Annotated in this window: 5 protein-coding genes and 1 pseudogene; 3 read left to right on the plus strand and 3 right to left on the minus strand. The window is 56.4% G+C overall.

Annotated features, from left to right (window positions below; all coding sequences use genetic code 11):
• Positions 1 to 82: 82 nt before the first annotated feature.
• Complete coding sequence (locus N24_RS04915; RefSeq protein ID WP_096454849.1) at positions 83 to 8,992, plus strand: type I polyketide synthase; 8,910 nt, start codon at positions 83 to 85, stop codon at positions 8,990 to 8,992.
• Between the two features lie 59 nt (positions 8,993 to 9,051).
• Here N24_RS04915 and N24_RS04920 read toward each other — a convergent pair whose 3' ends face one another.
• From N24_RS04920 to N24_RS16540, 3 genes are all read right to left on the minus strand, one after another.
• Entirely contained in the window at positions 9,052 to 10,104 is a 1,053-nt protein-coding gene (locus tag N24_RS04920; RefSeq protein ID WP_096454851.1) for an alpha/beta fold hydrolase, read from the minus strand.
• A gap of 435 nt (positions 10,105 to 10,539) precedes the next feature.
• The gene (locus N24_RS16535; protein WP_231911063.1) at positions 10,540 to 11,019 is read right to left on the minus strand and encodes a recombinase family protein; all 480 of its coding nucleotides are present in this window, start codon (positions 11,017 to 11,019) and stop codon (positions 10,540 to 10,542) included.
• 9 nt (positions 11,020 to 11,028) lie between these two features.
• Complete coding sequence (locus N24_RS16540; protein WP_231910877.1) at positions 11,029 to 11,271, minus strand: hypothetical protein; 243 nt, start codon at positions 11,269 to 11,271, stop codon at positions 11,029 to 11,031.
• A gap of 207 nt (positions 11,272 to 11,478) precedes the next feature.
• On the opposite strand from N24_RS16540, the pseudogene N24_RS16700 reads away from it, so the two are divergent.
• Together N24_RS16700 and N24_RS04935 are read left to right on the plus strand one after the other, a co-directional pair.
• A pseudogene (locus N24_RS16700) lies at positions 11,479 to 11,679 on the plus strand (recombinase family protein); the annotation flags it as partial.
• A gap of 811 nt (positions 11,680 to 12,490) precedes the next feature.
• Positions 12,491 to 14,260 (plus strand): GmrSD restriction endonuclease domain-containing protein, encoded by a 1,770-nt coding sequence (locus N24_RS04935; protein ID WP_096454855.1) that lies wholly within the window; start codon positions 12,491 to 12,493, stop codon positions 14,258 to 14,260.
• Positions 14,261 to 14,349: the final 89 nt, after the last annotated feature.

Raw genomic sequence — 14,349 nt, forward strand, 5'->3', positions numbered from 1 at the left:
TCAGCTACGCTCACGTAACCTACGCATTCGTAAGTGGTCATGGGTCCAAGAAGCCCATTCCAAGACTTAGGAGCTTTATTTCGTGAGTATTTCTTCACTGACACCGCTGCATTCTTTTAAAGAACCAGCAATTCTGTACGCCGGTCAGGCTTCCGCCTGGCAGCAGGTGATCGCTGACTCCAGCGAAGACCACATCACCGCCTCGCACCTGCGTGAGCTGTTGTCTCGTTCACGTGCAAAAACTGCACCTTTCGCGCGCCAAATCACCTCCATCGTGCCAGGCTCCCTAGCCCGCCTGGAGGAACTAACCCGCGAAGACGCACAAATCGGTGCGGATATCGATGCGCAGCCAGCAGTCTCCATCCCAGGCATTTTGCTTGGTCAGATTGCAGCAACCCGCCAGTTGCGTGACCTTGGACTAGATGTCACCGCAGCTACTCGCCTTGGACATTCCCAGGGCATTTTGGGCGTTGAAGCAGTAGACAATGAAGAAGATGTCTTGGCTTTTGCCGTTCTCTTGGGTGCAGCTGCATCTCAGTTCGCAGGCAAGGGCGCACACATGCTCTCTGTCCGTGGACTAACCCGTGAGATCATTCAAGACACCATCGCCGGCGTTGATGGGGTAGAGGTATCTCTGCGCAACGCTCGCGTACACTTCGTTGTATCCGGCAAGCCAGAGGCACTGAAGAAGGCTGCTGCCGCACTGCAGCGCGCAGCGGATGCTTACAACGAAGACATCAATGAAAAGCGCAAGGGTGGATCCCTGGCAGAACCTAAGTTTGATTACTTGGATGTTGCTATTCCATTCCACCACTCCTCAATGCAGGATGCAGCCGACTTGGCTGTTGAGTGGGCAACCACCTGTGGCCTCAACGTTGATGCTCGCGCGTTGGCAGAGGCAATCCTGGTTAACCCAGCTGACTGGGTGGAGCAGATCGCTAACCTCAAGGCTGATTACGTCCTTTCCCTGGATGCAGGCGTTAGCCGTTTCACCGCGCCGCTGCTCGATGGTCGCGGAATCTCGTTGGTTCCAGCGTTTTCTGCTGCAGAGCGCGACAACTTGGCTCGCCCAGGCTTCCAGGTTCCAACTGCAGAAGACTGGTCAGAGTTCGCTCCAAAGCTGGTTAAGCTGCCAAACGGTGAGCACAAGGTTCTCACCGGATTCTCTCGCCTGACGGGTTACTCCCCAATTATTTTGGCCGGTATGACCCCAACCACCGTTGATCCTGAGATCGTTGCAGCAGCAGCGAACGCAGGACACTGGGCTGAAATGGCCGGTGGCGGACAGTACTCCGAAGAAGTATTCACCAAGAACAAGGAAAAGCTTGTTTCCCTGCTCAAGGTTGGACGTTCCGCACAGTTCAACTCCATGTTCTTCGACCGTTACATGTGGAACCTTCAGTTCGGTGCACAGCGCATCGTTTCCAAGGCACGTGCCACCGGTACCTCCATCAACGGTGTTGTTGTCTCCGCTGGTATCCCAGAGGTTGAAGAAGCAACTGAGCTGATTAATGATCTCAACGCAGATGGCTTCCCATACGTTGCATTCAAGCCAGGCACCGTGGACCAGATCCGCGCAACCCTGAAAATTGCTGATGCAAACCCAGACACCAAGATCATCATCCAGATTGAAGATGGACACGCTGGTGGACACCACTCCTGGGTGAACTTGGATGACCTGCTTCTGACCACCTATGCAGAGCTGCGTTCTCGCAAGAACGTTGTTGTCATGATTGGTGGCGGAATTGGTACCCCTGCAAAGGCTGCGTACTACCTCACCGGTGAATGGTCGACCGACTTGGGCTTCCCAGCAATGCCTGTTGACGGCATCCTCGTTGGTACCGCTGCCATGGCAACCAAGGAAGCAACCACCTCTCCTCAGGTTAAGCAGGCACTGGTTGACACCCCAGGTGTTGATCCTCAAGATGCTGGCGGCTGGGTCGGTCGTGGCGAGGCTCGCGGTGGCGTGACCTCTGGTCTGTCCCACCTACACGCTGATATGTACGAGCTGGACAATGACTCCGCTGCGGCATCCCGCCTGATTTCCTCCATCGATTCTGACGATTACGCAGATCACCGCGATGAGCTGATCGAGGCGATCAACAAGACTGCAAAGCCATTCTTCGGCGAGGTTGAAGAAATGACCTACGCAGAGTGGATCGAGCGTTGGGTTGAGCTTGCTTACCCAACCCAGGACCCAACATGGGATGATCGTTTCTTCGATTTGGTCCACCGCATTGAAGCTCGCCTCAACGAGGCAGAGCACGGTGCTATCACCACGCTGTTCCCAGACCTGAAGTCTGTGGAAAATGAAGAGGAAGCCGTCGACAAGCTTCTTGCTGCTTACCCGCAGGCCCGCGAGATCAAGGTCTCTGCGCGCGACGCTGCGTGGTTTATTGGTCTGTGCCGCAAGCACCACAAGCCTATGCCGTGGGTACCTGCAATTGATGCTGACCTGGCTCGCTGGTGGGGTCTGGACACCCTGTGGCAGTCCCAGAACGAGCGCTACGGTGCAAACGCCGTGCGCGTTATCCCAGGACCTGTTTCCGTTGCCGGCATCGACCGCGTCGACGAGCCAGTTGCAGAACTGCTCGGCCGTTTCGAAGCTGCCTGCGTGGAGGCACTTGACGGTGAGGCAGAAGAAATCTTCGCTCGCCTGAATGAATCCAAGAGTGAGCGCGAATTCCTGCTTGCTACCCCGCACATCGTGTGGCACGGCAACCTGATCGACAACCCAGCTCACGTCCTTAACGAGGGTGCTTTCGAGCTCATTGAGGAAGACGGCTACTGGGTTATCCGCATCCTGGCTGACTCCTACTTTGATGATCTGCCAGTTGAGCAGCGCCCATACCTGGTTCAGCACGTTGACATCCCAGTTGAACTCGGCGATGCTGTGTCCACCGGTGGCTCCCCAGTGGTTTCCCGTGAGAAGCTACCTGAGTCCGTCTTCGCACTTCTTGCTGGCGTTGCCGGTGTTGGATCCGTCTCTGCTGCTGGTGATGAGATCAAGGCACTGCCAGAAGCTGTTGAAGATGGCACCCCATTCGGTACCGTCCGCGATTCCTTTACCCTGCCTGCATCCCTTCTGACCGCGCACACCGCCGTTACCGGCGCAGCGCTAGAAGAGCACAACGTGGGCACCCCAGACGTCCTCATGGGCGCATGCTGGCCAGCAATCTACGCCGCACTGGGCACCGGTAAGCTTTCCGACGGCTACCCAGTGATTGAAGGTCTACTCAACGCAGTTCACCTCGATCACCTCCTTGACCTGCGCATCCCACTCGAGGAGCTGGCAAACGGCCGAACCATCGATGTTGAGGCACGCACCGATTCCATCGAAGAATCCGCATCCGGCCGCATCGTTACCGTGCGCATCGTTTTAACCACCGAAGGCGAAGTAGCAGCCAAGCTGGTTACCCGCTTTGCTATCCGTGGCCGCATCACCACCAACGAAATGGCTGCACCTGCAGACGCTTACGGTGCACGCGATGAAGTTGTCGAGCCAACTCCTCGCTCCTTCATCCGCCAGGCAACCGTGTCTGCACCTGCAGACATGACCCCATTCGCCATGGTCTCTGGTGACTACAACCCAATCCACACCTCCGACAATGCTGCAAAGCTTGTTGGACTGGATGCAGCGTTGGTCCACGGCATGTGGCTGTCTGCTACCGCACAGCACCTTGCAGGACTTGGCTCTGAGGTTATTGGTTGGACCTACTCCATGTACGGCATGGTTCAGCTCAACGACGTTGTAGATATCACCGTTGAGCGTGTTGGCCGCGCAGGACTCAAGCCTGCATACGAGGTCACCTGCCGCATCGATGGCAACGTGGTTTCCCGTGGACAGGCACTGCTCAAGGCACCTTCTACCGCTTATGTTTACCCAGGCCAGGGCATCCAGGCCAAGGGCATGGGCCAAGGAGACCGCACTGCAAGCGCAGAGGCTCGCGCTGTGTGGGATCGTGCAGACGCACACACCCGCGCAAACCTGGGCTTCTCCATCCAGCAGGTCATTGATGAAAACCCAGTAGAGCTCAAAGTCGGGGACACCACCTTCGTACACCCAGCTGGCGTGTTGAACCTCACCCAGTTCACACAGGTCGCGCTCGCCGTGGTTGCCTACGCTCAGACCGAGCGCCTCAAGGCCGCAGATGCAATCGTCGACGGCTCCCTCTACGCAGGCCACTCCCTAGGCGAGTACACCGCACTGGCATCCTTGGGCAACATCTTCGAACTCGAAGGTGTCATCGATGTTGTGTTCTCCCGCGGTTCCGCAATGCACTCCCTGGTTCCACGTGATGAAAAGGGTCGTTCCAACTACGGCCTGGCAGCATTCCGTCCAAACATGATCAACGTTGCAGCCACCGAGGTGGAAAACTGGGTTGATCGTGTTGCTGAAGAATCTGGCGAATTCCTGCAGATCGTTAACTACAACGTTGATGGCCAGCAGTACGCAGTTGCAGGCACCTTGGCTGGACTGAAGGCACTGAAGGAATCTGCTTCTGCAAACCCACGTGCTTACGTGAACATCCCTGGCATTGACGTGCCATTCCACTCCAGCGTGCTGCGCCCAGGTGTTCCTGCCTTCGCAGAGAAGCTGGATGAGTTGCTGCCAGAAACCATCGACATCGATGCACTTCGCGGCCGCTACATCCCGAACTTGGTTGCTCGCCCATTCGAGCTCACCCAAGACTTCGTGGATGCCATCCTCGCTGTTGTTCCATCTGAGCGTCTCAAGGACGTCAAGGTTGAAGACACTGATGAAAACACCCTGGCACGACTGCTGCTCATCGAGCTGTTGTCCTGGCAGTTCGCATCTCCTGTGCGTTGGATCGAAACCCAGGCGCTGGTCATCGACTCTGTCGATCAGATCATCGAGGTCGGTTTGGCTGCATCGCCAACACTGACCAACCTGGCACTGCGCACCATGGATGTCATTGGCAAGTCCCGCCCAGTCTTCAACGTTGAGCGCGACCAAGACACCGTTATGCTCAACGATGTCCGCCAGGCTCCTGTTGCTGAGGTAGAAGAAGAGCCAGAAGCACCTGCTGCAACTCCGGAAGCTCCTGCAGCAGCTGCTCCAGAAGTTGCTGCCGCTCCAGTAGCCGCCGCAGCTCCTGCACCAGTTGGCAACGCACCTGAACTGAAGTTCAACGCTGCAAACGCCATCATGGTTCTCTTCGCTGTGCAGAACAAGATCAACATCGATCAGATCACCGCAGCAGATACCTCTGAGACCCTGACCAACGGTGTATCTTCACGCCGTAACCAGATGCTCATGGATATGTCCACCGAGCTTTCTGTCCCAACCATTGACGGTGCAGCAGATGCTGATGTGGCAACCCTGCAGGGCCGTGTTGTTACCGCAGCTCCTGGCTACAAGCCTTTCGGACCAGTCCTTTCCGAGACAGTTCGTGCACGTCTGCGCGCACTCACCGGTGCTGCTGGCCTGAAGACTTCCTACATTGGTGATCGCGTGACCGGCACCTGGGGTCTTCCAGAAAGCTGGATCGCACACGTTGAGGTGGAATTGCTGCTGGGCACCCGCGAAGGCGAGTCCGTCCGCGGCGGCAACCTGGGTAGCCTGCCAGCTACAGCATCCAGCAAGTCCGATGTCGATGCGCTTATCGACGGCGCCGTGCAAAACGTCGCTGCAGCCAACGGCACCAGCGTTTCCATGTCTTCCGGCGGCGCTGCTTCAGGTGGCGGAGTTGTTGACTCCGCAGCACTTGATGCTTACGCATCCACCGTCACTGGTGAAGAAGGCGTGCTGGCAAATGTTGCTCGCGGCATTCTTTCCCAGCTTGGTCTAGACACCAAGGATGAGGTTGAAGGCGCAGAGATCGACACCGAACTCTACGACGCTGTCGAGGCAGAACTAGGCACCGGCTGGCTCAAGCTTGTCACACCAGTGTTCTCCGCTGAACGCGCCATCTTGTTCGATGACCGTTGGGCTTCCGCACGTGAAGATCTGGCACGTCTGGCAAACGGTGACGATATTGCCGTCGAGCGCTTTGCTGGAACGGGGGAGGTCGTCGTCAAGCAAGCTGCATGGTGGGCTGACCACGTTGAAGACACCGCTCTCGCTGCAACCTTAAAGCAGGTTTCCGAGGTGGCTGCGAAGCCAGCCAACGAGCCACACATCGACGATGTTGCACTGGTTACCGGTGCGGCTCCTGAATCCATTGCCGGTGCTGTAGCAGCTCGCCTGCTGTCCCAGGGTGCAACCGTCATCTTGACTGCATCCAATGTGTCCCAGGCGCGTAAGGAATACGCACGCAAGCTTTATGCTGAGCACGCAACTCCAAACGCAAAGCTATGGATTGTTCCAGCGAACATGTCCTCCTACCGCGATGTCGATGCAGTTATTGATTGGATCGGCAACGAGCAGCGCGTCACCGTTGGCAGCACCGTCACCGTGACCAAGCCAGCTTTGACCCCAACCCTTGCGTACCCATTCGCAGCTCCATCTGTCTCCGGCTCCCTGGCTGATGCTGGCCCACAGGCAGAAAACCAGGCACGTTTGCTGCTCTGGTCTGTAGAGCGCACCATCGCAGGTCTTGCAGATCTTGCATCCCGCGGTGTCGATGGACGCGTCCACGTTGTACTTCCAGGTTCCCCGAACCGCGGAATGTTCGGCGGCGACGGAGCATACGGTGAGGTCAAGGCAGCATTCGACGCCATCCTTGCCAAGTGGGGATCTGAGACCGGCTGGCCACAGTTTGTCACCCTTGCTCAAGCTCGTATCGGCTGGGTTGCAGGAACCGGACTCATGGGCCGCAACGACGTGCTGATCCCTGCCGCTGAAAAGCTGGGCATCCACGTGTACACCCCTGAAGAGATCTCCACTGAATTGGTTGGACTTAGCTCCGCTGAATCTCGTGAAAAGGCTCTGCAAGCACCGATCGATTACGATCTGACCGGTGGACTGTCCGGTGGCGTATCCATCGCAGAACTGGCAGCATCCCTGGAGGCTGACGCAGCAGAAACCACCGTTTCTGCCGAAGACACCATCAAGGCGCTGCCTTCACCTAAGCACCCAGAGCAGCCAGTTGGCGCTCCAGTTGGTGAGGTAAAGACAGACCTTGACGACATGGTTGTCCTCGTCGGTGTCGGTGAAGTGTCCTCATGGGGCTCCGGACGTACCCGCTTCGAAGCTGAATACGGCATCCAGCGCGATGGCTCCGTTGAGCTGACCGCAGCAGGCGTTCTTGAGCTAGCTTGGATGATGGGTCTGATCTCCTGGAGCGAGGATCCAAAGCCAGCCTGGTACGACGCTGACGGCACCGAAGTGCCAGAAGAAGAGATCTACGAGCGCTTCCGCGACGAAGTCATCGCACGATGCGGCATCCGTGAGCTTGTCGACGACGCCTTCCTCGTCGACGGCGGCTCCCTCGACGCAGCTGAAGTCTTCCTAGACCGCGACATCTCCTTCACCGTTACCTCCGCTGAAGAAGCTCAGGCCTACGTTGATGCAGATGCAACCGTGACCGTCGAAGAAGCAGACGGCGAATGGATCGTGACCAAGAAGAAGGGCTCCACCTCCTTCGTGCCACGCAAGGCAACCCTGACCCGCTCCGTAGCAGGCCAGCTGCCAACCGACTTCGACCCAGCCAAGTGGGGCATCCCAGCCTCCATGATCGATGCGCTCGACAACATCGCAGCATGGAACCTGGTTACCGCAGTCGACGCATTCCTGTCCTCAGGCTTCAGCCCAGCAGAACTCCTGCAGTCCATCCACCCAGCTGATGTGTCCTCCACACAGGGCACCGGTATCGGTGGCATGCAGTCCCTGCGCAAGCTGTTCGTCAACCGCTTCCTCGGCCAGGATCGTCCATCAGACATCCTCCAGGAGACCCTGCCAAACGTTGTGGCTGCACACACCATGCAGTCCTACGTCGGTGGCTACGGTCAGATGATCCACCCAGTGGCAGCATGTGCAACCGCAGCTGTCTCCGTGGAAGAAGGCGTGGACAAGATCCTCCTCAACAAGGCAGACTTCGTTGTCGCCGGTGGTATCGATGACATCCAGGTTGAATCCCTGACCGGCTTCGGTGACATGAACGCCACCGCAGACACCCAGGCAATGCTGGACAAGGGCATCGACCCACGCTTCATCTCCCGCGCAAACGATCGTCGCCGCGCAGGCTTCCTCGAAGCAGCAGGTGGCGGAACCGTCCTTCTGGCTCGTGCATCCGTTGCCGCTGAACTGGGACTCCCAGTCTTGGCAGTTGTTGCACACGCACAGTCCTACGCCGATGGTGCTCACACCTCCATCCCAGCACCAGGACTTGGCGCACTGGGTGCAGCACGTGGTGGCAAGAAGTCCGTACTTGCCCGCGAACTAAACAACCTGGGCCTAACCCCAGATGATGTTCGCGTGGTCTCCAAGCACGACACCTCCACCAACGCCAACGATCCAAACGAGTCTGAGCTGCACAACCTGCTGTGGAAGACCATTGGTCGCGACACCGACAACCCAATGTTCGTTGTCTCCCAGAAGTCCCTTACCGGACACTCAAAGGGTGGCGCAGCGCTCTTCCAGATCGGTGGACTTGTATCCATCCTGGAAACCGGCAAGCTGCCTCAAAACGCATCACTTGACTGCGTTGACCCAGAGATGGAAGCAAAGGGCGAAAACTTCGTCTGGCTGCGCAAACCACTGGATCTTGGAGCAGGCTCCATCAAGGCTGGTGTGCTGACCTCCCTCGGATTCGGCCACGTAGCAGCAGTTGTTGTCCTTGCAACCAGCGGCATCTTCGAGCAGGCAATGCGCAACGCAGGCCTTGACGTTGATGCATGGCGTGTACGCGCAACCCAGCGCCTACGTGCCGGTGCAAACCGCCTGGAAGCAGGCATGGTTGGTCGAGCACCACTGTTCGAGCAGGTCGACGGACGTCGTCTGCCAGAACACGGCGCTCACCAAGCAGAGATCAACTTGCTTATCGACGCTGACGCTCGCCTCGGTGCTAACGGCATCTACCAGAGCTAAACGCTAGATAAAAAAGGCTGTATTCCCTTGACGGGAATGCAGCCTTTTTTAGTCGGGTTTTAGATGGGTTCAAACAGCTCTTTCAGGTGCTTATCAACCTGCGGGATGTAATTTTCTGAAAGGTTAAACAGTCCTAGGTGTCCGCCGATGTCTTCAATCACTCGAAGCTCACTGCCGGGGATAAGTTCTTGCTCAGCAGCGCAGTCACGGACAGGGAAGAACATATCCTCACTAATCGGCATGACGAAGGTCTTTGCCTTCACTCGGCCTAAAGCTGCCGCAAGGTCGCCATCAGTATGACGTGAGACATCGCCACGCTGCCACTTCCACGCATTGTGCAAAAGCGTGTTGGGATCCATTGACATAAACAGCGGATCCAAGAAGTCTGCAAGCACAGATTCTTTAGTTTCTAACCCAAGGCGACGCCACGCCTCCTGCTTCCAAAACTCCGTCGAAAAGCCCATTACCGCCCACAGATGTGACTGACGACGAAGCCCATCCGCCACCTCAGTATGCGAAGAATATTCACCACCGTTAAACCCTGGATCGGCCTCGATGGTCTCATTCAAGGTTTGGGTGAAAAGGAAATCATGCGGAGTATTCTTTGCCGTTCCTGCAATCGGTGCAGCGCGGTGAACTTTGTCTGGGAAACGCACAATCCACTCATAGGTTTGTTGCGCACCCATTGAACCACCCACGACAGCAAAGAGCTCGGTGATGCCAAACTCTTGGCGAAGAAGCCTCTCTTGAGCCACGACATCATCACCAATGCGCACCTTGGGGAACTTAGACATCGAAATGCTGGTATCAGTTGTATTGGCAGGGGAGACCGACAAACCATTACCGATTTGGTTGATGGAGATAATGAAATACTTTGATGGATCTAAAGCATGATCGGTGCCAATGTACTGCTGGAACCACGTCTGGTGAGTTCCCGAGTACCACGTCGGAATAAGAATGGCGTTCGACTTATCCTCATTAAGCGTTCCGGCTGTCGCAAAAGCCAACCAGCAATCATCGATCACACCCCCTTCTTCTAGTTCCAGCCGTCCAATGGATGCTGTTTCGTATGGGCCCTGTACCTCTGCGGTGTAAAAACTGTTGTCGAGCATGCAAACTCCTTAAAAATAAGGGATCTAAGTCACACTTAGTGGTGACGCCAATCTACATAACAGTTTTTATTGATTCAAGTGTGCGAAGTATTTTTCCAGGGCGAAGCTGACTCTAGTTTGGGGCTAAATTCTCAGAAAAATCCCATGAACAGCTTTAGGGCTAATGTCTGGGCATTTTGTTCAAGGTGGTCAAGTTTTACGTTGCTAGAAATTGGAGAATAGCAGGTGAGTTGTAAAAAATTCACGCCATTATACCTGACCTTGAGGGTCGATTAGATGTCTTGAGAATGAGTGGCTCTAAAATCCGCTAACCCCTTATCATTTTCCGACATTTATGGAAGGACAAGCTGTGTCATTTCGGGTGGAGGCTCTTATGGCACGGTTTGAGGTGAGGGGTGACCAGGCTCGAAGATCCACTGGCGTTGTCTGTGCAAGCTAATGGCACGAGCTAGAAGTAAATGAGAAATAATGTCCAAAAATTCGGTTAATTAAGTTTTGAGGATCACGCAATGACGTTGCGAGACGATCAATTGAACTAACAACTAGCTGGTCGCCAGCACGTAGGTAGTCGATGCAGTCTTCTAGCCCTTGGCGCTCAGCTCGTGAACGAGCAGAGATTTTGTCCTGAAACTCGCGGTCAACCGGTCCGATTGCTTCTCGCTGGCGTGCGAGATTCTGTTCTGCTGTGGAGACTCGAATATAGGACACCCTCTGTCCTGTGTGCTGCGTGCTTTTAGCAGAAGATTTTGGTGTTTGAGTCTTTGCAGCAGGGGCTGCTTGGTCAGTTTTCTCTTTCGGCCATGCTTCACCAGCGTCGAAGAGAACTTGATCCGGAGGGAAGTCTTCTACGTTGCTCCATTGACCACCGCCTTCATACAGTCTTGCCTTGATGACATGCTTACGGACTCTGTGCACGCTCAAGAATCAGTTAGGCTGTTTCCCGAACGTTAGCCACGTCGCCGCATCGGGTGTGCGTTGATATTTCTCCCAGAGTTTGCCATTGTCATCGAGCACAGATGCTGAATCGACGAGTTTTGCGGTGGGGTCCCACGTCTGACCATTATCGGTGGAGAAACTCACTCGGGTGTTTTTGGGTCCTTTGCGGATGATGAGGGCACGGTGTGTGGGCTGTCCGTGCGACCCCAGTAATGTTCCGTAGCGCTTCATAGTTCACTGTCTCGTTAGGGTTAATAAGATATGGATACAATGTATCAAAATTAGGCTTTAGGGCATGGTGAGACAGTAGTTGCTGGATCGGACTGCCTGTCTCACATGGGTATACCCCAGAGCAGCAGTGGGACGGACCCTAAACAATGCAGTCGTGGTAACCCCAAAACACCTGTTTCTCGGCAGATGGGGGCACCCCTCTAGGGCATGACGCAACACAATTCGTCTCCCGGTGACCTCCTGATTGGGTACTGCCGAGTCTCCACTGCCGCCCAGAACCCGGATCGCCAACTGGAGACCAGCGGACCGGTCGACCGTGTCTTCATTGATAAGGCCTCCGGCAAGAGCGGCGCACCACGCCGAGGACTCGAGGATTGCACCGACTGCCCCCGCGATGGCGACGAACCTCGGGTTACCTCGATGGGCCGGCTCGCCCACTCCCTGATTGATCTTCGCCAGCTAGTGGCGGCGCCTGCTGGAGCTAGGTATTCCGCCGTGCTTTGCGCGGACCGAAGTGCCGGTGTCAGGCACATCAAAGTCCTGAATGCTTGTCGGCTCGAAGGGATCGGCCATGGCATAGCGCTCGATGCGTCGCTGCCAACTGCGATCTTCCCGTCTGGCCCGGCGGGTGCTCCCAGTTTTCCTGCCGGACTTTGACTCTGACCGGGTGGGTTTAGAGGATTTTCTATGTGGCGTGTACTGCTGCGGTGCGTGCTGGTGGGCCTTGTCCGCCAGAGTCAGGCGGGGCTTAGCGGGACGGGGGTTACTGCTGGAAGGATTTTTCAGCTCCGTCCCATCCGGGAACACAAAGGCGACACCGTCATATGAGGGACGACACCACTGATCGCCCTTTTTCCGGGGTGCTGTGCAAACGCTCGGAGGTCAGCAAGAAATTGGACCTTCTTACCGCATTCATGGCAATAGGCACGACCTTTTTTCACGAAGGTTCTTCTGCGGATCCCGGGCCCTAGAGACATAGATCAAACTATAAGAAATATTGACATCTCTCGCACAGTTTATATTTACATTCCTCTCTAAGTGTGGCTCTTTATCTAGAATTTCTACGCCAAGACTATCTCCGCCCTCCAGCTCCCCCGGCAATCCGGGAGGCCACCGTTGCTCCCCTAAAGGGCCTGAGTGTGACTCGAACGGCGGACTCTAATGGCCAACACAGAGCTTTCTGCCGCAAAGAAGCATTGCTTTCTGACATGATTGACTCATGGCGAAGACACTGTTTCGGGATACCTCCTTTGGCCTGCTGCACCTGGTGTCCAGCATCGAGCGTGGCGATATTGCCCTGCCCGAACTACAACGCCCCTTCGTGTGGAAAAACGCCTCAGTCCGGGATCTCTTTGACTCGATGTACAAGGGATTTCCCGTCGGCAACCTCCTGATGTGGGAAACCGGCGCAGATGCCAACGCCCGACAGATCGGCACAGGAGACAAGGAATCCCGCGCACCCCGGTGGCTAGTCGTGGACGGTCAGCAACGCCTGACGTCGCTGTTTTCTGTTTTCACCGGGCAAGAGGTCGTCCGCGAGGACTACAGCACCTCTCGCATCGTGCTGTCGTTTCGCCCCCGCGACGAGTCCTTTGAGGTGGCCGGCGGGATCACCCGCAATGACCCCGAGTATCTGCCCGATATCACCCTTTTGTGGTCGGATGACTATAAAAAGGTCAAGCGCGAATTCTTCCGCCGGCTCCAGGACGCCAAGGGTGAGCTCTCCGACGATGAGGTCGACGCGATGGACGATGTGCTCGACCAGGTGCGCAGCCTGCAGAGCTTTCCCTTCCATGTCATCGAACTCGATGCCGCCATCGACGAAGAACAGCTCGCCGAGGTCTTCGTGCGGATCAACTCCGGTGGTGTGAAGCTCAACCAGGCGGACTTCATCCTCACGATCATGAGCGTGTTCTGGGACGAGGGCCGCAAGGAACTCGAAACCTTCGCCCAAGCCTGCAAAACCCCGGCCAAAGGCACCTCCTCGCCGTTTAACTGGATGATCGCACCCCAGCCCGACCAACTCCTGCGGGTGTGTATTGCCCTGGCATTTCGCCGCGCGGTCATGCGTCACGCATACTCGGTGCTGCGCGGCAAGGACCTGGCCACCGGGATAGTCTCCGCTGAGGCGCGGGAGTCGCAGTTCGCTCGGCTCCAGGAGGCCCAGAAGCACGTTCTCGATGTCACCTTCTGGCATGAGTACCTCCGCTGTCTGGAGCGGGCGGGATTCCGCGGTGAGAAGATGATCACCAGTGAAAACGCCGTGATCTTCAGCTACGTCATGTGGCTGGTCGGGCGCATCGATTACCAGGTGCCGGTCGATGAGCTGCGCGAGGTCATCGCCCGCTGGTTTTTCATGGCACACACTACCCGCCGGTATACCGGCTCGTTTGAGACCCAGGTCGAACGCGACCTGGCCTCACTAGGGACCGTCACGGGCGCCGATGGTTTCATTCGTCATCTGGATCAGATCATCCGGGAGCAGCTGACCAACGACTTCTGGACGATCACGATGCCCAACGAACTCGGTACCTCCGCCTCGAGGAGCCCCGCCCTGTCGGCGTATCTGGCCGGGTTGAACATTCTCGATGCGGAGTCGTTGATGTCCACCGGCCGGGTCCGGGACCGGTTGGACCCGGCCGTTACCTCTACCAAGGGTATTGAACGCCACCACCTGTTCCCCAAGGCCTACCTGTCGAAGAAAATAGGCATTTCTGATCCCAAGAAGATCAACCAGATCGCCAACATGGCCCTGGTCGAGTGGAACGTCAATATCGACATCTCCGATAGTGCGCCCTCGGAGTACTGGCCGAAGGTCATCGAGGCGAAGGGCCATCTCACGGAGGACAGGATCGCTGAGCAGCGCAGACTTCACGCACTCCCGGACAGCTGGCCTGAGATCGATTACAAGGAGTTCCTTGAGCAGCGTCGACATCTGATGGCGGCCGTTACCCGCGAAGCATTCGAAAAGCTTGCTTCCGAACAATAAAGCAGGGTAGTAGGTCACATCGTCTCAGCCTGAAGAAACGAGCTAAGGAACTCGGGTCTTGCGACGAGTACGGGGTTAGCCAGATGCAC

The organism is Corynebacterium suranareeae (assembly GCF_002355155.1).
In the GTDB taxonomy this organism is placed as follows: domain Bacteria; phylum Actinomycetota; class Actinomycetes; order Mycobacteriales; family Mycobacteriaceae; genus Corynebacterium; species Corynebacterium suranareeae.